16 protein-coding genes and 1 pseudogene are annotated in these 20,291 nt (G+C 60.9%); 11 read left to right on the plus strand and 6 right to left on the minus strand.

Annotated elements, in window-relative coordinates:
- The first annotated feature begins 80 nt into the window (after positions 1-80).
- From NCT04_RS23420 to NCT04_RS23440, 5 genes and pseudogenes are all read left to right on the plus strand, one after another.
- Positions 81-766 (plus strand): annotated as a pseudogene (locus tag NCT04_RS23420) (response regulator transcription factor).
- Positions 767-1,076: 310 nt separating this feature from the next.
- Positions 1,077-2,033: a helix-turn-helix domain-containing protein gene (locus NCT04_RS23425; RefSeq protein ID WP_250467926.1), complete on the plus strand. Its 957-nt coding sequence runs from the start codon at positions 1,077-1,079 to the stop codon at positions 2,031-2,033.
- A gap of 61 nt (positions 2,034-2,094) precedes the next feature.
- Complete coding sequence (locus NCT04_RS23430; RefSeq protein ID WP_250467927.1) at positions 2,095-2,514, plus strand: hypothetical protein; 420 nt, start codon at positions 2,095-2,097, stop codon at positions 2,512-2,514.
- Between the two features lie 54 nt (positions 2,515-2,568).
- Positions 2,569-4,032, plus strand: a complete 1,464-nt coding sequence (locus NCT04_RS23435) for an ATP-binding protein (RefSeq protein WP_250467928.1) — start codon at positions 2,569-2,571, stop codon at positions 4,030-4,032.
- A 37-nt stretch (positions 4,033-4,069) separates the two neighbouring features.
- On the plus strand, positions 4,070-4,453 hold the full coding sequence (locus NCT04_RS23440; protein ID WP_244831254.1) for a response regulator transcription factor: 384 nt from the start codon (positions 4,070-4,072) through the stop codon (positions 4,451-4,453).
- Positions 4,454-4,673: 220 nt separating this feature from the next.
- Here NCT04_RS23440 and NCT04_RS23445 read toward each other — a convergent pair whose 3' ends face one another.
- From NCT04_RS23445 to NCT04_RS23455, 3 genes are all read right to left on the minus strand, one after another.
- Positions 4,674-5,597: a DNA-3-methyladenine glycosylase family protein gene (locus NCT04_RS23445; RefSeq protein WP_250467929.1), complete on the minus strand. Its 924-nt coding sequence runs from the start codon at positions 5,595-5,597 to the stop codon at positions 4,674-4,676.
- A gap of 108 nt (positions 5,598-5,705) precedes the next feature.
- Positions 5,706-6,074, minus strand: coding sequence for a hypothetical protein (locus NCT04_RS23450; RefSeq protein WP_244831256.1), 369 nt, complete (start codon positions 6,072-6,074; stop codon positions 5,706-5,708).
- A 119-nt stretch (positions 6,075-6,193) separates the two neighbouring features.
- The gene (locus tag NCT04_RS23455; RefSeq protein ID WP_250467930.1) at positions 6,194-6,940 is read right to left on the minus strand and encodes a GntR family transcriptional regulator; all 747 of its coding nucleotides are present in this window, start codon (positions 6,938-6,940) and stop codon (positions 6,194-6,196) included.
- A 163-nt stretch (positions 6,941-7,103) separates the two neighbouring features.
- On the opposite strand from NCT04_RS23455, the gene NCT04_RS23460 reads away from it, so the two are divergent.
- From NCT04_RS23460 to NCT04_RS23480, 5 genes are all read left to right on the plus strand, one after another.
- The gene (locus NCT04_RS23460) at positions 7,104-8,324 is read left to right on the plus strand and encodes a pyridoxal-phosphate-dependent aminotransferase family protein (protein ID WP_250467931.1); all 1,221 of its coding nucleotides are present in this window, start codon (positions 7,104-7,106) and stop codon (positions 8,322-8,324) included.
- A complete protein-coding gene (locus NCT04_RS23465; protein ID WP_250467932.1) occupies positions 8,321-9,085 on the plus strand; it encodes a 2-keto-4-pentenoate hydratase in 765 nt (254 codons plus the stop codon). Before NCT04_RS23460 ends, NCT04_RS23465 begins: the two co-directional genes overlap by 4 nt.
- Before the next feature lie 76 nt (positions 9,086-9,161).
- Positions 9,162-12,200: an FAD-binding and (Fe-S)-binding domain-containing protein gene (locus NCT04_RS23470; RefSeq protein WP_250467933.1), complete on the plus strand. Its 3,039-nt coding sequence runs from the start codon at positions 9,162-9,164 to the stop codon at positions 12,198-12,200.
- Between the two features lie 285 nt (positions 12,201-12,485).
- Entirely contained in the window at positions 12,486-13,775 is a 1,290-nt protein-coding gene (locus NCT04_RS23475; RefSeq protein ID WP_244831261.1) for an MFS transporter, read from the plus strand.
- A gap of 176 nt (positions 13,776-13,951) precedes the next feature.
- Entirely contained in the window at positions 13,952-15,097 is a 1,146-nt protein-coding gene (locus NCT04_RS23480) for a DSD1 family PLP-dependent enzyme (RefSeq protein WP_250467934.1), read from the plus strand.
- Here NCT04_RS23480 and NCT04_RS23485 read toward each other — a convergent pair.
- The 3 genes from NCT04_RS23485 to NCT04_RS23495 form a co-directional block, all read right to left on the minus strand.
- A complete protein-coding gene (locus NCT04_RS23485) occupies positions 15,094-16,104 on the minus strand; it encodes an FUSC family protein (protein WP_250467935.1) in 1,011 nt (336 codons plus the stop codon). The genes NCT04_RS23480 and NCT04_RS23485 overlap by 4 nt on opposite strands.
- Positions 16,105-16,228: 124 nt before the next feature.
- The gene (locus NCT04_RS23490) at positions 16,229-17,806 is read right to left on the minus strand and encodes a sensor domain-containing diguanylate cyclase (protein ID WP_250467936.1); all 1,578 of its coding nucleotides are present in this window, start codon (positions 17,804-17,806) and stop codon (positions 16,229-16,231) included.
- Between the two features lie 157 nt (positions 17,807-17,963).
- Complete coding sequence (locus NCT04_RS23495; RefSeq protein ID WP_250467937.1) at positions 17,964-18,839, minus strand: FadR/GntR family transcriptional regulator; 876 nt, start codon at positions 18,837-18,839, stop codon at positions 17,964-17,966.
- Positions 18,840-19,018: 179 nt separating this feature from the next.
- Here NCT04_RS23495 and NCT04_RS23500 point away from each other — a divergent pair, with 179 nt between their 5' ends.
- Positions 19,019-20,227: an ABC transporter substrate-binding protein gene (locus NCT04_RS23500; protein WP_250467938.1), complete on the plus strand. Its 1,209-nt coding sequence runs from the start codon at positions 19,019-19,021 to the stop codon at positions 20,225-20,227.
- The last annotated feature ends 64 nt before the right edge of the window (positions 20,228-20,291 follow it).

A 20,291-nucleotide genomic window follows, 5' to 3' on the forward strand; every position in this document is an offset into this window, starting at 1 on the left:
CTCCTTCCAGCGCGCTTTCGGCGATGTAAAAGGCCGCGCGCCTTTGCATCTTCTTCTGTCCGCTCACGAAGGGAGATGTGATGAGCAGTCATCCGCGCAGCGATGCGAGCGCTGCCGCCAGCAACAACACCGCGAGCGCCATGGTGTACGTGGTGGACGACGACGAATCGATGCGCCAAGCCGTCAGCAATCTCCTGCGTTCGGTGGGCCTCAAGGTCGAAACCTTCGGCTCCGCGCAGGAGTTTCTGGCGTTCGACATGCCGGATGTGCCGAGTTGCCTGATCCTCGACGTGCGTCTCAAGGGACAAAGCGGACTTGCGGTGCAGGAGCAGATTGCATCGAGCGAACTGAGTCTGCCGATCATCTTCATGACGGGGCATGGCGATATCGCGATGACGGTCAAGGCGATGAAGGCCGGCGCGCAGGACTTCCTGGCCAAGCCGTTCCGCGATCAGGACATGCTCGATGCGGTGGAACAGGCGCTGGCCAACGATGCGCAGCGTCGCGCGACGAACCGTTCGGTAGCGGATTTGCGGCATTGCTACGACACGTTGACGGCACGTGAGCGTGAGGTCATGGCATTCGTCGCCTCGGCCTCATGAACAAGCAGATCGCGGCGGAGATGGGCCTGAGCGAGATCACCGTGAAAATCTATCGCGGGCAGGCCATGCGGAAGATGGGGGCGCGCTCCCTTGCTGATTTCGTGAGGAAGGCGGAGGCGTTGGGAGTCGCATTGCCGGTGAGGCGCGCGCGGGGTGGGGTTTGAGATGGTTGGCCTTGGGCGAGGGCGACTGGCATTGCGCAGTGTGCGTACTGAATCACGCGACGACGAACCGCTCACACCCTATACCCACGTATAACTCACCTGCCGCCTCCGTCTGAACAACCGCACCGCGTTAGACCTCGCGCTAGTCAACCCGCCCGCGCCGCATCGAACCCCGACTAAACCTCCGTATGATCTGAACCAACCATCGGTCATTCAAGCCACCCCAACGTACGACTGGCTGTACGAATTGCCGTGCGATACCGTGGAGTCCATGCAAAGTCGCTCAAACAACTTCACTGGATGACCGGTCATGACCATTTCGTCGATGTCGTATCCCGAACCCGTAATCGAGGTCGCGCAGAAGAGCCGGGCGAACGGAATCGGAATGGAACATGCATGGCGCACACCTCCCGACGACGCTGCCAGCAGCCGTCCGCGCGGCGGCATTCTCCTCTCGCGATGGACCTGCAACGATAAGTCGCCGGTGGAAGTCGCAAGTGTCGAGAGCGCGACGCATCATTGCATTGCACTGAGTCTCAAGTGCACGTCACTCACGTTTTCTCATGCAGGCAAGACGCTCGTGCGCGGACGCGTCGCCGCCGGAGCCGTGCAGATCACGGCGCCCGACGTGCGCTGCAGCGCAGTGTTCGAGTCGCCTGCCGACGTGCTGCATCTTTTCGTCGGGCAACAGGTCTTGAGCGAATGCTTCGAGGACATGTTCGGGCGGCCGCATGCAGGCGATATTCGTATCGACGATCCCAAGCTCGTGCGCGACCCCGCGCTGGAACGGCTCGGACAGGCGCTCGCGGTATCGCAATCGGAGGACGCGGCGGTGGGCAAGGTGTTCACCGATAGCGTCAGCTTCGCCATCGTGTCGCGCCTGGTCGCACGGCACTTCACGCTGGCCGACCGGCAAAAGCGCGAGGCCAGCGCCTTGCCCGCGTGGCGGCTCAATCGCGCGATCGAATTTATCGATGCCCATCTCGCCGATTCGATCGGCCTCGCGGATATCGCCGGTAGCACAGGGCTCACGCGCATGCATTTCGCCTCGCAGTTTCGCCGCGCGACGGGCATGCCGCCGCACGAGTTTCTCCTGCGCCGCCGCGTGGAATACGCGCAGCGCCTGCTGCGTGAGTCGAAGCAAAACATGCTCGATGTCGCCCTGAGTTGCGGCTTCCGCTCGCAGGCTCACTTCACGACCGTATTCAAGCGAATGGTCGGCGATACCCCGTACTGCTGGAAGACGAAGACGAACGTCGCCGGGTAATGCGTGTTGTTCGATAAAGGCCGCGTCGTTACGCGCGGAAGTCCGCCAAGGAACCACTGTCATGCGCTTTCTCGACGATCCAGTCTCCTCACGACGAGCCAGTTCTGCCGATACGTTCTTGAGCGGCCGCATCGCGCTTGGGGCGTGGACGCGCCGCTTGATTCTCGCGACCGGTCTGTGGGCGCTCGTCGAGTTGCCGTTCGAGTTATGGATCAGTCTCTCGGCGCGCGATGCGCTTGCATGCATCGTCGGCAAACTCTTGTGGCTGGCGCTCGTTGGGTTCGTGCTGACTGGCAGCCGCGTCGCGCGCATCGTCTATGCGTTGCTCTGCACGATCGGTCTGATGGCAATGTCATTCGGGCTGCCGGTCGAGTTCCGCGTATCGCCGCTGCTGTTTTTGCTGTCTTTGGTGGAATGCGTGCTGAAGGCGAGCGCCTTCGTGTGTCTCGTATCCGCGGATGCTCGTCCGTACGACGACTGATCGCGCATGCGCGCAACGTGGCGGTTCCGTTAATCAACCAGGCGTGAGTGCGGCATGATCAAGATCGGTCGAATCGTAGTGTCGCTGGAAATTCGCGAGGCGCGTCTGGATGGGCGACTGCTCGAGGTCGGCTCGCGCGCGTTCGACATCCTCGAATTGCTGATTCGCGCAAATGGCAAAACGGTCACGAAGGATGAGATTCTGCGCCACGTGTGGCCGAAATCGGTGGTCGGCGAGAACAACATCCATGTGCAGCTTTCGACGCTCAGGCGTGTCCTCGGCGCTGACGGTCAGGCTATCCATACCGTGTCCGGTCGAGGTTATCGGCTCGCGAATGCGGTCGACGTGTCCGCGCCTGCCGATTCAATGGATCCTAAAGCGACGCATCTCGACGCCCTGCCGCATCATCGCGCGGCTTTGATCGGACGCGAGAGCGCGCTTGCAGAGATCGTCGGTGCCTTGCAGGAAGCGCATCTCGTCACGTTGCTGGGCTCGGGCGGTATTGGCAAGACGCAGCTTGGCATCGCGGCGGCGCGTTCGATTGCGGCTAACGCAAAGATCGATGTGTGCTTCGTTTCGCTCGCGGCCGTGAACGATGCGCGCATGGTCGCGGACACCATCGCCGAAGCACTTGGCATCGACCGTTCCATGAGCGATGGTTCGATCAAAGCGCTCATCGCGGATCTTCAGAGCCGCAAGATACTGCTGTTGCTGGACAACTGCGAGCATGTAATCGAGGCAGCCGCGTCGCTCGCCCAACAACTCGTGGAAGCGTGCGCGGCGCTGCGAATTTTGGCGACGAGCCGTGAGCCACTGCGCACGCACGACGAAAAGTGCTACCGGGTCGCGCCGCTCGACATGCCCGATGTCGAGTCCACCTCGCAAGCGATTATCGCCAGCGCCTCGGTGCGGATGTTTCTCGCGCAGATGAGCGCGCTAAATGTGTCGGTCGAACGGGACCGCGGCAGTCTCGACATGCTCGCGACGATCTGCCGCCGGCTCGACGGCATTCCGTTGGCACTCGAACTCGCCGCAGCGCGGGCGGCTGTGTTCGGCATACGCAGGCTGGCCGCGGAACTCGATGATCGGTTCCAGTCGCTGACGGGCGGGCGCAGGACTGCGCCGCCTCGGCAGCAGACCTTGGCCGCTTCGCTCGACTGGAGCTACAAACTGCTCGGCGCGGCCGAACGCGTAGTGCTGCGACGGCTCGCCGTATTCCCCGACCGCTTTTCGCTGGATGAGGCTTGTACAGTCGCCGCGTGCGAATGGTTATCGCGAAACGAGGTCATGGAGGCGATCGTCGGCCTCGCCTCGAAGTGTCTTCTGATGACTTCGTTCGACAGCACGACTCGTGACTATTTCCTGCTGGAGACGACGCGCGACTATGCGTTGCTCAAGTCGGGCGAGTCCGACGATGCTGGCGTCTTGATGTCTGCACGCACTGAGCCGCGCATGCGAACGCTAGGTGCTGCGGCGCGCGGCGGCAGGCTCGTGTTGGTATCGGCCGCTTCCCGATGAATCTGCCGCGACGCGAGCCACGAGAGCATTGGCATACATGAGCTTTGTCTGCATCGTCGATGACGACGCCTCGGTAAGACGCGGCGTCGGCAATTTGCTCAAGGCCGTTGGCTACGCGACCGCGATGTTCTCGTCGGGCGAGGAGTTCCTTGCTTCGTCGGCCGTCGACGATGCCATGTGCGTTCTGCTCGATATCAAAATGCGAGGGATGCAGGGGCTTGATGTGCAACGTCGATTGAACGCCGAGCATCGGGGCATTCCGGTGGTGTTCATGTCCGCGCACGGTGACGACGATACGGTTCAGCGAGCCATGCAGCGTGGCGCGGTGGGTTTTCTGCGCAAGCCTTTCGATGAAGAGGGGTTGCTGGTTTCGATCGAGCTTGCGATTGCTGCGGGAAGAAGGGGTGCGGCAGGGGCTTAAGCCTTTCGGTCAAAGGCGGGTCAGTTTCTTGAAATCTGGCTCGCACGCGACTTTTGCATGCAGTCGACCGTATGCATTTGCGTGGTATTCAATCGACCAAATGCGATTTTGTTCAAACCTGATGGCGTCTGATGGCTTGGCGAAATTCGGGTTCCCTGGAGCTTCGTTTGGCCGGTGGCATTGCATGCAGTCGACCGCATACATTCGTCTGGTATTCAATCTACCCGCCTCGCGCTGCCCCAGTCTCCATCGCCACTCCATTCCACAGATGTACTGCGGCATAAGCGCGCCAAGGCCGCCAACGCTCGATATGCGCTCGTTGCTGCGCGGGCTTGAGCAGGGCCGGATTGCGGCGCGCGATGGCCTGCATCAACACGAGATCGGCATCGGGCCATGCGTCTGGATCGCGCAGTGCGCGCATCGCGACATAACCGACTGTCCACGGACCGATACCCGGCAGCGCCAGCAGATCGCGCTTCAACGCCTCGGCATCAGCGTCCGGTTCGTCGAGCGGCAACGCGCCTGTTGACACCGCATTCGCAAACCGCTGCACGGCTTCGACACGTTTCGTGGGCATGCCGATCTTATCCAGGTCCGCGGCGGCAAGCTCGGCGGGCGTCGGGAATCGCCAGGCAGTGGCCTCGTGCGAATGCCCATCGATCATTCGTCCCGCGCGCTGCACGATTCGTCCCATGATCGTCGAAGCGCCTTTCACGCTCACTTGCTGGCCCACGATGGTTCTGACCACCAACTCGAACCCGGACCATGCGCCTGGCACGCGTAGCCCCGGCGAGGCATCGACTAGCGGCGCCAACAACGGGTCGCGCGACAACACGCTTGCAATCCGGCGGGGATCGGCATGCAGATCGAACATACGAGCGAGCGGCTCGGCAAGTTCATCGGCATGCCGCTGCGCATCGCCGTCGACGGTTACGACAAGGCGATGTTTGCGCTCATGCGGCCTGACTTCGACGGTGCCTTCATCGCCATGCCATTCGATCGCGCGTCGATAAACGCCGCCTTCCACCGACTCGACGCCCGCCGCCGCCCGGCCGCCTATGAAGGCGAGCAGGCAAGTCCAGTCGAAGGGCCGCTTGAAGGGCAACTCGATCGTCGTCGAATTGCCGTGAGATGTGGATTGCATTCTGAATGCCGAATGATGCATGCGATTGCCGCGCAATGGATGCCGATGTTACTCCATCGCCTGGCGGCCTATGTCGTTCGACCAACGTCGTGCTTCGAGAAGGCGATGTCAGGGTCGCTGTGCAATGCGCATCGTGCTTTCGCTGAGCATGCGCCGGAACTCGGTATCGTAGGCGAGAGTTTGACGCGCGCTCGCGACGAGTTGCGAGCGCCGGTCCCACTGATCGGCGCGTAGTACGCAGCGCGACAGAACATCGGTGTAGACGCGACGCATGTTCGCGTTATCGTGATCGACGGTCAGGCGGGCAATGCTGACCTTCTCATCATGCGTGAGCTGCTGCGTGAGGCAATCGACCGTTGCGCGGTCCGTATCGGCTTGCGCGACGCTCACGTCCTGATCGTCGTAATAGAGCGTGAAGCCGCCAACGACGAGCGCCGCCCCAAGCGCCAGGCATGTACCTCTTATTGTGTTCAACATGTCCCCCGATGTCAGGCTCTTCGGCCATTGGCGCGAATCGTAGCGAAGCTTGCGAGGATTCGGCCGATCGAACTGTGCGCGGGGGAACGCAGCGTTCGATGCGCTTGAGTATGGCGTTTTCAGCCAGCGTCGCCGGTGTGCGTCCGCTTCCTGGTAACCGGCGCCTTCACCGTGGTCAGCGTGCGCTCGGCGAGAACGGCATCGCGTTTGCCGAGCAGGTGATGACGAAGAATGGTCGACATGCGCCTGCCATCGCGCGTTTCCAGCGCTTCGATCATCTCTTCATGCTCTCGTATCGCGCTATCCCACTTGGGCGTCTGGAAGTTCGATCGAAAGCGCATGGCCTGCAAGCGCCGGTTGATCGACACGTAGGTATGCCGTAGCGCCGTGTTGCGCGCGGCTTCATTGATCTTGTCGTGAATAGCCTGATTCCGGCTGTAATAGCCCGACAAATCATTGCGCGCGCGGCATTCCAGCATGACCGCGTGAAGCGCCTTGATGTCCGCGATCTCCTGCGGCGTGATTCGCTCGCAAGCCAGTTCGCCGGAGAACGCCTCCAGTCCGCTCATCAGTTCGAACATCTCGCGGATTTCGAGTTCGCTCATCTGCGAGACCGATGCACCCCTGTTCGGCGATATCTCGATCAACCCTTCCGCGGCCAGCACCTTCAGCGCTTCACGCAAGGGCGTGCGCGAAATGCCGAGCGTCTCGCAAAGCTTGCGCTCGTTTAGCTTCACGCCCGGCGCAAGCAGGCCTTCCACGATGAATTCACGCAAGTGATCAACCACCGTGTCGTGCAAACGCATGCGCTCGACCTTCTGTAGGAGCGGCGAAAGACTGGCGTCGGGCAGGTCGCGATTTTGCATTCAATACCTCGAATTTGTTTGCGGCAATTTTAACCCTAGCTTGCCGGAAAAAACCTCCAGCGGGTTATCCCTAGGCCATTTGGCCTATTTAAACCTTTCCGCGGCCGCGTCGCTGCGCTACAGTATTTTGCATGCAAAATTCAATTTAAGAGGATGCGCATCCATGCTGAAGCTCGATTACCACCCCTCTGGCCGTCACTTCCTGCAGATTCCGGGACCCAGCCCGGTGCCCGATCGCATTTTGCGTGCGATGAGTTATCCGACCATCGACCATCGCGGGCCGGAGTTCGGTGCACTCGGCCTGAAGGCGCTCGATGGCATCAAGAAAATCTTCAAGACGAGCCAGCCGGTGGTGATTTATCCGGCTTCCGGCACCGGTGCATGGGAAGCGGCGCTCGCCAATACGCTCAGCCCTGGCGACACGGTCCTCATGTACGAAACCGGCCACTTCGCGACCCTATGGCAAAAGATGGCGGTCAACCTCGGACTGAAGCCGGAGTTCCTGGGCTTGCCCGGCATTGAGGGCTGGCGCCGCGGCGTGCAGGCCGACATGATCGAAGCGCGCCTTGCCGAAGACAAGCAGCGCACGATCAAGGCGGTATGCGTCGTTCACAACGAGACGTCCACGGGCGTGACCTCGGACATCGCGGCGGTGCGGCGCGCCATCGACGCGGCTGGCCACCCGGCGCTTCTGATGGTCGACACGATCTCCGGTCTCGCATCCGCCGACTATCGTCATGACGAATGGGGCGTGGACGTGACCGTGTCCGGCTCGCAGAAGGGCTTGATGCTGCCGCCGGGAATCAGCTTCAACGCCGTGTCGCAGAAGGCGATCGACGCATCGAAAGAGGCTAAGCTGCCGCGTGCTTTCTGGGACTGGAAAGAGATCATCGAAATGAACAAGCAGGGCTACTGGCCCTACACGCCGAACACCAACTTGCTGTACGGCCTGTCCGAAGCGCTCGACATGATTCTCGGCGAAGGGCTCGACAACGTGTTCGCGCGCCATCAGCGGCTCGCGGCCGCCTGCCGTGCGGCAGTCACCGCGTGGGGGCTCGAAATCCAGTGCGCGGATTCGTCCGTGTATTCGCCGGTGCTGACCGGTGTGATGACGCCCGAAGGTGTCGATGCGGATGCGGTACGCAAGCTCATCTACGAGCACTTCGATATGTCGCTGGGCACGGGTCTCGGCAAGGTGAAGGGCCGCATGTTCCGCATCGGGCATCTGGGCGATTGCAACGATCTCACGTTGATGGCCGCGCTCACCGGCTGCGAGATGGGACTGAAGCTCGCGGGCATCAAACTCGAAGGGAGCGGCGTGGCCGCGGCGATGGACTATCTGACGAGCCACGCCGCGAAACCCGAACTCAAGGCGGCGGCATGAGCGCGGCCTTCGACGCCGACGCGCTCGCGCGGCTCTTCGTGGAAGCGCGTGCGCATCGCGCGAAGCTCGAAGCATTGCCGGAAGACGCGCGGCCATCGAACGCGGAAGAAGCCTACGCCGCGCAAAAGGCGACTTTGCATGCACTCGGCGCGAGCGTCGGCGGGTGGAAGGTCGGCGCGAAGACGCCCGATGGTCCGATCCAGGCTGCGTTGCTCCCGGCCGATGGCGTGCATGCCTCGGGCGCGCGGCTATCGATGTCGGCTTTCGGACGAGCAGGGCTCGAACTCGAAGTGGCTTTTGTATTCAATCGCGCATTCGAGGCAGGCAGCGGACCGTATAGCGATACCGACATCATCGGCGCGATCGGTTCCGTGCATGCGGCGATCGAAGTGGTGGCGAGTCGCTTCGCTGCGTGGCCCGACGTCGAGAAGCCGTGGCAACTCGCGGATCTGCAGAATCACGGCGCGCTACTCGTCGGCGCGGGCGTGCCTTACGACGAAGCGTTCCCGTTCGTCGCCCCGGCGATGAGCTTCGAATTCGACGGCAAACCGCTGTTCGAAGGCCCACCGGCGAACCCGGCAGGCGATCCGCGTCGTCTGCTTGCGTGGACGGTCAATCACGCGGTCTCGCATGGCGTCGCGTTCGCCGCGGGCACGGTGATCACGGCGGGCTCTTACACCGGACTTGCCTTCCCGGATGGGGCGGGCCACGCCGTGGGCTCGATCGACGGCCTGCCTACCGTCGAACTGCATTTCGAATAATGCATGCGGTGTGCCGGCATAAAGCATTCAGCATGCAAAAGCCCAAGCAGGCCTCCCGCACTAACCGATAGCGACGATGCTCAATACACCCACAGACCGACTCGTCAAGCCGATCCATCTGATGCCAGCGTCCGCGCGCGCCGGTCGCGCAGCGGCGCCGACCCCTTTGCAGATGCGTCTGCAACGCGAGCTGAAGGGTGATGTGCTGTTCGATCGCGCGTCGCGCGGACGCTATGCAACCGACGCGTCGATCTATCAGATCATGCCGCAAGGTGTGGTCGTGCCGAGGGATCAGGAAGACTTGCGGCTTGCTTTGGAGATCGCGCGCGAGGCAAAGGCAAGCGTGCTCGCGCGCGGCGCCGGGACGAGTCAGTGCGGTCAGACGATAGGCGAGGCGCTCGTCATCGACACGAGCAAGTGGCTCAACAACATCGTGCACTTCGACAAGGACGCTCGAACGGTGACAGTCGAGCCGGGCGTCGTGCTCGATCACCTGAATGCATGGCTCAAGCCGCATGGCTTGTGGTTTCCTGTCGATGTCTCGACGAGCGCGCAATGCACGATCGGTGGCATGGCGGGCAATAACTCGTGCGGTTCGCGCTCCATGGCATACGGCATCATGGTGCATAACGTGCTCGCCATCGACGCGATTCTTGCTGACGGATACGAGGGCAGCTTCGGTAAGCTCTCGGCAATGAAGTTCGACGCACGCATGCGTGAGCTCGTAGAAAGCGTGCGCGACGTTGCATTGCGCGAACGCGATGAAATGCGTGAACGCATACCCAAGGTTCTGCGCCGCGTGGCTGGTTATAACCTCGATCTGTTCGATTGCCAAAGCCCGTTGCCCTTCAGCGAAGACGGCGAGCCGAATCTGGCGAACCTGCTGGTGGGATCGGAAGGCACGCTTGCCTTTAGCCGGCAACTTACGTTGAAGCTCGCGCCTTTGCCCGAGCACAAGACGCTTGGCGTGGTGAACTTTCCGAGCTTCTACGATGCAATGGAGATGACGCAACACATCGTCAAGCTCGGACCTGTTGCCGTGGAACTGGTCGATCGCACGATGATCGATCTAGCGATGTCGAATCAGGCGTTCCGCCCTGTCATCGAAAAGGCGCTGGTGGGTGAGCCAGAAGCAGTCTTGCTGGTCGAGTTCGCGGGCGCCGATCGCGCTGAACAAGTGACGAAACTTGCAAGCCTTGTCGATCTGATGAGCGATCTCGGCCTGCCCGATTCGGTCGTGCAGATGCCCGACGCCGGCCCGCAGAAAGCGCTGTGGGAAGTGCGTAAGGCCGGCCTCAACATCATGATGAGCATGAAGGGCGATGGCAAGCCCGTGTCCTTTATCGAAGACTGCGCGGTGCCGCTCGAACATCTGGCGCAATACACGAGCCGTCTTACCGATGTCTTCAGAAAGCATGGCACCGAAGGCACTTGGTATGCCCACGCGAGCGTCGGCACGTTGCATGTGCGTCCGATCCTCGATATGCGTCGCGATGGCGGATCAAAGATGCGAGCTATCGCCGAAGAAGCCGCTGCGATGGTGCGCGAATACAAAGGCGCATTCTCGGGCGAGCACGGCGATGGACTATGCCGTGGTGAATGGGTTGCGTGGCAATATGGGCCGCGCATCAACGAGGCGTTTCGCGAGATCAAGCAGCTCTTCGATCCGGACAATCGCCTGAGCCCGGACCGAATCGTGGCGCCCCCGAAAATGGACGATACGGTGAATTTCCGCTTTCCGCCGTCGTATCGTGAACGTGCATTCGAGCCGCAACTCGACTGGTCGGCTTGGAACGTGACGCGTGATCCGTTGACAGGCCTGGAGGGTGCGCCGGGCTCTGGCAATGATCTTTCGAACGGACTGGCCAAGGCAGTCGAGATGTGCAATAACAATGGCCATTGCCGCAAGTTCGATGCGGGAACCATGTGCCCGAGCTATCGCATTACGAAAGACGAGCAACATGTCACGCGTGGACGCGCCAACACTTTGCGTCTCGCGCTCTCGGGACAATTGGGTGAAGAGGGACTTGCGAGTCAGGACATAAAGGACGTGCTCGATCTGTGCGTGTCGTGCAAGGGCTGCAAACGCGATTGTCCGACAGGCGTCGATATGGCGCGCATCAAGATCGAAGCGCGTGCTGCGCGCACCGCACGTCACGGTGTGAGCGTGCGTGAACGTCTTGTCGCTTATCTGCCGCGTTATGCGCCCTATGCAAGCCGCTGGCCGTTCATGAGCGGCGCTATCGAAGCACGTATGCCGGTCTTGGCGCGCTGGTTAAAGACTAAACTCGGCCTGGCGCCGCAACGCGCATTTCCCCGTTTTGAAAAAGCCTATCTGTCGGACGCGTCGACCTCCTTAGTTGCGAATGCAACTAAGGAGGTCTTGCTCTTCGTCGATACCTTCAATAACTACATGGAGCCGGCCAATGCGCGTGCCGCACAGCGCGTGCTCGAGGCGGCGGGCTACACGGTTCATCTCAATACGAAAGCGGGAGAACGGCCGTTGTGTTGCGGACGGACGTTTCTTTCCGCCGGGCTCGTCGACGAAGCCAAGACTGAAGCACGGCGCACGCTCGATACGCTTCTGCCATATGTCGAACGCGGCGTGGCAATTGTCGGCCTCGAGCCTTCGTGTCTTCTGTCGCTGCGCGACGAGTTCCTCGGCTACGGCTACGGCGATGCCGCGCGCAAGCTCGCGGAGGCATCCTTTCTCTTCGAGGAATTTTTGGTTCGCGAGCGCGTTGCGGGACGACTCGATATCGACCTCAAGCCGCTAGATCACAGTCGCGCGTTGCTGCATGGCCATTGCCATCAAAAGGCATTCGATGCCGTGCGTCCGGTCGAAACCGTGCTCAAGTGGATTCCCGGTCTGGAAGTGAAGACGATCGAATCGTCATGCTGCGGCATGGCGGGCAGCTTCGGTTACGAAGCGGAGCATTACGAAGCCTCGCAGGCGATGGCGGAACTGTCGCTGCTGCCGGCGGTACGCAAGGCAAGAGATGCACGCGATGCCGTGATCGTCGCGGACGGCACGAGCTGCCGTCATCAGATAGCGGATGGTGCACAGACCGAAGCGTTGCACGTCGCGAGGGTGCTTGCCAATGCGCTTGCATGAGGTCGCCTGAGCCCGCAAAAAACGACGTGCATATGAGTAGAACCATCGACAACATGACAGCGGGCCATCGACGACCCGCGAAAGGAGACACGCAATGACAACGCCGCGCAAGCCACGCATCCGACGGTTCCATGACCGCACGGAATAACACGCTCATGGCATATCCGTTCGCCATCGATCGAAGCAGTTCATAGACGTACCGAGATCAGATTTGCAGGCCACGTTCACGGGCATCTGGCATCGTGCCAAACGCCTCGGACACGCTCGCCACTACTCAAGGAGACGATGATGTTCCGTCGAGCCACCACACGCGTGCTGTTGCTGCTATGCGCGATGTATTTCATCACCTATATCGACCGTGTCAATGTAAGCACCGCGGCAAGCCAGTTCGGCGCCGAACTGGGCTTGTCGCACACGCAGGTAGGCTTCGTGTTTTCGGCATTCGCCTATCCGTATCTCGTGTTTCAGATCATCGGCGGATGGGTGGGCGACCGCTTCGGTCCGCGCCGCACGCTCACGCTCTGCGCGATCATCTGGGCGGGAGCGACAGTGCTCACCGGCTTGTCCGGCGGCTTTCTTTCGCTGATCGTCGCGCGCGTGCTGCTCGGCCTCGGCGAAGGCGCGACCTTTCCCACCGCAACGCGTGCCATGTCCAACTGGATGCCGGCCGATCAGCGCGGGTTTGCACAAGGTATTACGCATGCAGCATCACGCATTGGTAATGCAGTCGCGCCGCCGTTGATCGTGTGGCTCATGGTCGCGACCAGCTGGCGCGGCGCGTTCATCATCACGGGGATCATCAGCTTCATCTGGGCGCTCGTGTGGGTCTTCTACTTCCGCGATAATCCGCGCGATCATCCGCGTATCACCGAAGGGGAGTGTGCGACGCTTTCGAGCTATTCCGGCGTGAAACAGCGCTCGCCGGTGCCGTGGCGCATTCTGCTCGGCCGCATGGCACCCGTGACCGCCGTCTACTTTTGCTATGGATGGGTGCTCTGGCTCTTCCTTGGCTGGATTCCGCAATACTTCCTGCACAGCTATCACATGCAACTCGGCAAGTCGGCGCTATTCGCGTCAGGCGTGTTCTTCGCGGGCGTGCTGGGCGACTGGCTCGGCGGCTCTCTCACGGACCGTATCCTTCGCAAGAGCGGCAACGTGCGCATGGCTCGTAACGTGATGGTCGGCGTCTGCATGCTGCTCACGCTTCTTTCGCTTGCGCCGATCATGCTCGTGTCCGACATCTCGATCACGCTTGCCGCGGTCTGCCTCTCGGCCGGCTTCTTCTTCAATGAGATGACGATCGGTCCAATGTGGTCCGTGCCGATGGACATCGCGCCGAAGCACTCGGGAACGGCATCCGGCATTATGAATTCAGGTTCGGCGCTCGCGGCGATCATCAGTCCGGTGGTGGGCGGCTGGCTGATCGACCGCACCGGCAACTGGAATCTGCCGTTCACCGTGTCGATGATTCTGATGGCGGCGGGCATCATCCTCTCGTTCACGATGCGTCCGGACCGAGCGCTCGAAGTCGACGAGGAGAAGCCGGACACAACACCGGCGCGAAAGTTCGTTTGAGCGCGCCGGGCCGACCTTGTAAGTGAGACCTGCTGCCGTGTGCATTCACGGTGGCCGGGTTTCGCGTTTGCATGTTTCGAAGCGGCAGAAGGCGGGTGCCTACTGCTTGCATGCAATATGCAAAGCACCGTCGGGCGCTATCATGCATTTTGTCTACCAACCCGACCGATCACCGCATGACGTTCGCTCCTCCTCCCGCTGCCCGTCCGGGCGATACACTCGACGCCGTTGCCACGCCGTCGTTGCTTCTCGACCTGGATGCTTTCGACGTCAATCTCGCCGCCATGGCGGCGTTTGCGAAACAGAAGGGTGTCGCGCTCCGACCGCATGCGAAGGCGCATAAATCGAGCGTCATTGCCCGCAAGCAGATCGAGGCGGGTGCCGTTGGCGTATGCTGCCAGAAGCTCTCCGAGGCTTATCCCTTCGCGGCGGCGGGCGTTCGAAGCATTCATATCAGCAACGAATTCGTGGGCGCCGACAAACTGGCGATGGCAGTGGAACTCGCCGCGCATGTACGGCTTTCCGTTTGCGTCGACGCGTTGCCGCAAGTCGCAGCGCTCGGCGATGCCGCCGCACGCGCGGGCGTCGAGATCGACGTGCTGCCGGAAGTCGATGCAGGCCAGCATCGGTGCGGCGTCACCAATGAAGATGCCCTTCTCGCGCTCATCGACGCGATTCATGCGCAAGCCGCGCTGTGCTTCACTGGCATTCAGGCATACCACGGCGGCGCTCAGCACATTGTGCAGTGGAGCGCCCGCAAGGAAGAAGCGCAGCGCGCCGCCGAGCGCACGGCAGCCTATGTTCATGCCATCGAAGCGCGCGGAATCGCATGCGGCATCGTGACCGGCGGAGGCACCGGTACAGTCGAGTTCGACGCGGCCAGCGGCGTCTATACCGAAGTGCAGCCCGGTTCCTACCTCTTCATCGACGGGGATTATGGGCGCCTCGATTGGGACGGCGCACTTCGCTGGCGGCATGCATTATTCATTTTGTCGACCATCATGAGCGCGACGCGGCCCGGCATGGCTGTCTGCGATGTCGGCCTGAAGGGGCTGGCGGTCGATTCTGGCTTACCGCGCAGCGTGCGTTGGTTGCATGCATCGGACGATGCACCCGCTTTGGCATACACATCGGCCAACGACGAGCACGGCATGCTGGAAGCCGGCACGACTATGAACATGAGCGGTGCTATCGGCGCGCGTCTGCTTCTGCCGCCCGGCCATTGCGATCCCACGGTGAACCTCTACGATCAATACGTGTGCTATCGCGGTGATCGCGTCGTCGACCTGTGGCCGGTGGATGCCCGCGGCCTTTCGCGCTAAGCCGGCGCGGACGGCGCGGCGGGATAGATGGCCGAGATCAACGCATCGACATCCGACACGATCAGCTTGATGACGAACTGCGCGACATCGTGCGAGCCTTCGCTTCTCATGCACGCGTCCTTCAGCGACTCCAACGTTGCACGCACGTGGTCGAGTTCGGCGTCATCCCGATGCACGTTGCCGAGCACTTGCGCGAGCTTGTCGAAGAGGGTCTGCAGCGCGGCAGCGCTTTCTTGCAGATGATCGCTTCGTGCCGCTTGCGGGTCACGCGAGACTGCCTTGGCGAGAAAGAGGGTGTCGCTGTGCAGTCGCCGCAGAAAGGGCGCGGCCTTGTCGATGGCATCCGCGCGGCGGCTTTGCAGGGGCACGATGATGTGCTCGCGCTCCGCTTCCTCGAGGGCATCGTCGAGCGCTTGCTGCGCCTGAGCGCTCTTCTTTTCGAGCTGCGCCGCTCGGGCTTCATGGTCGTCTGCGTCGTCGGAAAGATGCAAGGCGACTAACTGGCCAAGACACCTCAGCGTGTCGGCCACGCAGCGATGCGCGGTCGTAAGCGAGCGGTTCGGCAAGATAGCCGCGACGATGAACGCGGACGCCGCGCCGATAAGAATCTCCAGCACGCGATGCAGCGGCCGCTGAAACAAGGGCCCGCCGCCTGTCGGAATCAGCACGACAATGACAAGCGTGATGCATGCAAGCCGCAACGCGGGCCGCGCCGCAGCAAGCGTGGCGAGCGGCACGAGTTCGATGGCGAATACGGCGAGCGGCGCGGCGCCATGCTGGATGGCGATGAGCCCAATTACCCCCGCCACCGCGCCGATGCAAGCGCCGACGATCTGATCGCGCGCGGCTCCCAGCGCCTGCGTGAGGCTGGGCTGAGTGACCACGACGAGCGTGGTGATGAGCGCCCAATAACCTTCGGGAAGCGCGATCAGTTTTGCGGCGCCGTAACTAATCGCGCAGCCCAGGAGCGTACGTGCAAGCCGGCGCCCCTCGGGGACGCTGAACATGCCGCGAGGTCCGCGACGGATGAAGGTCAACGCGTTCATGCGGTCCCTGGACGACGATATTTTGTATGCATTATGCCAACGGAGCGCGACTGGTCGATTGATCTCGAGAGAGGATTCGAGCGCGTCAGCCGCCGCCCGCTGCGCTATTTTCGTGGACAGCCCGGTTCCGGCCTGCGCGTTTCGCACGGTAGAGCGCCGCATCCGCGTTGTTCAGCAACTTGAGCGCGTCATCGCTATGGCGCGGATGGGCCGTCGCGCAGCCAATGCTCACGGTAAGGAAGCCTCTCGGCGAACCGCTGTTCGGAATCTCGAGCGCTTCGACCATCATCCGAAGACGTTCAGCAAAGGTCACCGCGCCTTTCTCCGCCGCTGAAGGCAGCACGATCACGAATTCCTCACCGCCGTAGCGCGCGACGATATCGCCCGGTCGCTTGACTGAATGCTGTATGCAATCGGCCACGGCGACGAGCGCATCGTCGCCCATCGCATGGCCGTAGGTGTCGTTGTAGAGCTTGAAGTGGTCGACATCGACGAACAATGCGGAAAGCGGCTGATCCGCCCGCCGCGCACGTCGCCATTCCTCGTCGAGACGGCGATCCAGCGCACGCCGGTTAGCGAGACCGGTGAGTGAATCGGTCCCTGCGAGCCTTTGCAACTTTTCCTGAGCGATGGCGCGCGAACGCAGCGAGATCGCAAGCAGCCACGACAGAACGATGAAGCCAGCGCCGAACATGAGAGTCAGGCCGCCGATCATCGTGCTGCGTTCGCGCCAGCCTTGGAGTACATCGTCTTCCGCAGGCGCGACCGCCGCGATGAGTTGCGTGCCCGGCACATGCGCAAAGGTATAGATGCGGCGCACGCCGTCCAGGGGCGAAGTCGAAATATAAGAGCCGTTGAGTTGATCCGTCATCGACGAAAAGGTAGGCGAGCGAACCACGGTGCTGGAGGCGCCAGCGGGCAAGGGAGGCTTGCGGGCAAGCATCAGGCCGTCTGGCTGCACGATGAAAACGGAGCCCGCTCGGCCGACATTGACGCGCGAGAGTAATGCCTTGAGATAGTCGATATTGAGCGCGATCACCGCCACGCCCGCAAACGAGCCATCCGGTGCGTTAATGCGGCGGCTTAGCGCGAGCGAATATGCGCCGTTGCGCAAGCGCGATTGATACGGCTTTGAAATATAGAGCCCGACGTCGGCTCTTGCTGCGTGCGCCGTGAAATAGTCGCGGTCTTTAAAGCGCAATTCGTTAGGAACGGACGCATCGCGCTCGACTACGATACGTCCTTGCCCGTCCATCACGAATGCGCCGCCTATGTAATTCGTTGCGGTTGCGCCATCGAATAGGACGAGCTTGCGCAAGTCGTCGGACAAGGCCATCACGGCCGGATTTTCCATTCCACTTACGATGGTGCGCAAAGAAAGATCGATGGATTCGATATTGCGTGAAATATCGGCAGTGAGCGTCGCGACAACATTGGCGGACGCCTCATGTGCGTTCTGCAACGCCTGCGCACGGCCTTGCCAAAGCGCGGCAAAGGAAAGCACCGCCATGGAAATAGCGATAGCCGTGCCGATCAGGCCGGCAAGCAATGGAAAGCGCGAGAAGGCATCTGCCACGCGCATCGTGGCGCTGCTATTGCGTCGGACTAGCCGACGCCGGACCACACGGCCCGTTTTGCGCACGACGTCGAATCTCGGGGACATTCATCTCTCCGCATGAGACACGCTTCGCTCAGGCGACGCCATTAGCACGACGCTGCCAGCGTGAAACTTTCGAAAACCCCACAAAAACAGGGTTCAAATACGCGCTTGGAGAGCGGCGCGCTCGTCAACAGGATTGTAATCGGAAGAAGAAATTCGCTTAAGCTTTACCGCCGCGCTTAATGACGCGCTTGCGAATCTCTGAATCGAGTATGAGCCTGCCGCGAATTTTGCCCTTCATGCGTTTGACGTAGCGCGGCGCTTCCGTCATGTGTATCACCATCAGTTCGCGTACTTTTTCAGCGTCGCGCGCACGTGCTGCTTCGGTGATGGCCTTGTGAATCTTGACGTTTGCACGGCCGAAACGTTCGTGCTCCGCTTGCGGTGTATCGTTTCGAAATTCGATCAGTTGCCGGATCATCTCGTTGATCAGCTCGCAGCTAAACCGCAAGAACGGATTGGGATTGGCCGCAGCGAGAATGTCGTGGAAATTCACGTCTTCCTGACGTTGCCTGACGATATCCCGGCTCTCGTGCGCGCAAGCGGGTTCGTCGCAACTCGCTATATTTTCCTCGAGCGCGGCCAAATCCTCTTCCGTCAAATGCGGCACTGCCCCTGCAGCAAGTTCGGGTTCGAGCAACTGACGCACCGTATAGATGTCGTCGATGCTTACGTCCTTAAAGAACAAATAATTTTGCAAGAGCTGAAGGGTTCTATCCAGCGGCACTTCAACGATGGTGCCGCCGCCCGAAGGACCGGTCGTGACCTTGATAAGCCCTTGCACTTCGAGAGACTTGAGCGCTTCGCGAATCGTGCTCTTGCTAACGGAAAACAACTGCTGCAACTCGACTTCGCGCGGCAGCTTGTCGCCCGGCTTGAGATCCTTTTCCGTAATGAGCCGTTTGATTTCCTCAGCGACGAGGTCTGCGCGCTTGGGCTGCTTGATGGGCTTGGCAAGCGGCTGCCTTGAGACTTCCTGTTGAGTCGGGTCGACTCCGGCCGCCGCGCTGGCGCGCTTAGCACGGTCCATCACCATATCGATGCTCCTTTACACACCCCGGAATATTGCCTTATTGACACCCGAATTTATTGTACCTAGCATCGGATTCATCCTATTTATCATGATAAATAGGATGAAGCTAAACCGACGCATGAACGTACCACGAAAAAAACGCAAGGTGGCCGCGCAGGTCTTCTTCTCAAGGAGCGTCAATTTTGAATCGCCGAAATATGTTGAAGCTGGCCGCGCTGTCGGCCGTTCCCGGATCGTTAGAGGCGCTCGTGTCGCGCAGCGCGCTCGCTCAAGGTTCGCCGATTCAGTTTGCCTGCCCGGTGCCGATGTCCGGACCCTTTGCGGCAAACGGCAAATACGCCGATCTCGGCATGAAGCTCGCGATCGAACAGTATGGCAAGGTGCTCGGTCAGCCGCTCGCGTATACCACGCTCGATACTGAAGGCAAGCCCGCGACCGCGGTGCGTCGCGTTCAGGAAATAGCCCAACAGAAAAATGCGCGCTATTTTGCAGGCGGCATTCTTTCGTCCGAAGCGCTTGCAATGGGTAAGGAAGTGGAGAAGGCCGGCGGCATTTTCATTACTACGGCGGGCGCCGACGAGCTCACGGGGAAAGACTGCAATAGCGCGACGTTTCGGTGGTCGGTGCCGACCTTCGGCGCGATAGAGCAGACGGTTCGACCGCTCATTCAGACGTTCCCCAAGGCCAAGCGTTGGTACACCATCACGCCGCAATACGTCTTTGGCGATGGTCTTTTATCCGCTGCTAAAGCCATCTTCAAGGAAAAGGGCATCGAGCATGTGGGCAACAGCTATCACTCGCTAAACGAAAAAGAATTCAGCGGATATCTGACCAACGCTGTCGCGGCCAAGCCGGACGTCCTGCTTATTCTGAACTTTGGCTCACAGTCGTCGGATACGTTGCGACAAGCCGTGAGCTTCGGCATGAAGAACAACTGCACGATTCTCATGGCCTGGGCGTCCGGTCTGGAGCAGTTCGAAGCGCTGGGTCCGGACATCTGCGAAGGGGTGTATTTCGGCGCGCAGTACTGGCACGCAATTGATTCCCCGCTCAATCAGGATCTCGTCAAGCGCGCCAATTCGGCCTTCAAGGCGAACCCGAACTACAGTCTTGCGGGATCGTATATCTGTACCAAGATTTTGCTGGACGGCATCGTCAAGGCAGGTACGGCAGACCCCAAGAAAGTCATCGCGACGCTGGAAGGAATGAAGTATTCAGGTCTGACGGGCCCTGAGGAAATCCGCGCAGGCGACCATCAGGTGCTCAAGAATTATTATTTGCTCAAGGGTAAGCCCAAGAGCAAGATGAAAGACAAGGACGACTACGCCGATATCGTCAGTTCAGGACAATCGTTCCTTCCGCTCGACAAGACGCAATGCAAGATGGCTTGACAATGCTTAGGCACAAGCTGGAAGCGAATGCGCTTGAAGCGCGTTCGCGCCGTTTCTCTTTTGA

This window comes from Caballeronia sp. GAFFF2 (assembly GCF_023631485.1).
Classification (GTDB): domain Bacteria; phylum Pseudomonadota; class Gammaproteobacteria; order Burkholderiales; family Burkholderiaceae; genus Caballeronia.

Excerpts from the sequence above, each read along its gene's own strand:
- NCT04_RS23490 (WP_250467936.1), bottom strand. The coding sequence starts at position 17,806 with ATGTCCCCGAGATTCGACGTCGTGCGCAAAACGGGCCGTGTGGTCCGG.
- NCT04_RS23425 (WP_250467926.1), top strand. The coding sequence starts at position 1,077 with ATGACCATTTCGTCGATGTCGTATCCCGAACCCGTAATCGAGGTCGCG.
- NCT04_RS23465 (WP_250467932.1), top strand. The coding sequence starts at position 8,321 with ATGAGCGCGGCCTTCGACGCCGACGCGCTCGCGCGGCTCTTCGTGGAA.
- NCT04_RS23480 (WP_250467934.1), top strand. The coding sequence starts at position 13,952 with ATGACGTTCGCTCCTCCTCCCGCTGCCCGTCCGGGCGATACACTCGAC.
- NCT04_RS23470 (WP_250467933.1), top strand. The coding sequence starts at position 9,162 with ATGCTCAATACACCCACAGACCGACTCGTCAAGCCGATCCATCTGATG.
- NCT04_RS23460 (WP_250467931.1), top strand. The coding sequence starts at position 7,104 with ATGCTGAAGCTCGATTACCACCCCTCTGGCCGTCACTTCCTGCAGATT.
- NCT04_RS23435 (WP_250467928.1), top strand. The coding sequence starts at position 2,569 with ATGATCAAGATCGGTCGAATCGTAGTGTCGCTGGAAATTCGCGAGGCG.
- NCT04_RS23495 (WP_250467937.1), bottom strand. The coding sequence starts at position 18,839 with ATGGTGATGGACCGTGCTAAGCGCGCCAGCGCGGCGGCCGGAGTCGAC.
- NCT04_RS23430 (WP_250467927.1), top strand. The coding sequence starts at position 2,095 with ATGCGCTTTCTCGACGATCCAGTCTCCTCACGACGAGCCAGTTCTGCC.
- NCT04_RS23450 (WP_244831256.1), bottom strand. The coding sequence starts at position 6,074 with ATGTTGAACACAATAAGAGGTACATGCCTGGCGCTTGGGGCGGCGCTC.
- NCT04_RS23475 (WP_244831261.1), top strand. The coding sequence starts at position 12,486 with ATGATGTTCCGTCGAGCCACCACACGCGTGCTGTTGCTGCTATGCGCG.
- NCT04_RS23440 (WP_244831254.1), top strand. The coding sequence starts at position 4,070 with ATGAGCTTTGTCTGCATCGTCGATGACGACGCCTCGGTAAGACGCGGC.
- NCT04_RS23445 (WP_250467929.1), bottom strand. The coding sequence starts at position 5,597 with ATGCAATCCACATCTCACGGCAATTCGACGACGATCGAGTTGCCCTTC.
- NCT04_RS23455 (WP_250467930.1), bottom strand. The coding sequence starts at position 6,940 with ATGCAAAATCGCGACCTGCCCGACGCCAGTCTTTCGCCGCTCCTACAG.
- NCT04_RS23485 (WP_250467935.1), bottom strand. The coding sequence starts at position 16,104 with ATGTTCAGCGTCCCCGAGGGGCGCCGGCTTGCACGTACGCTCCTGGGC.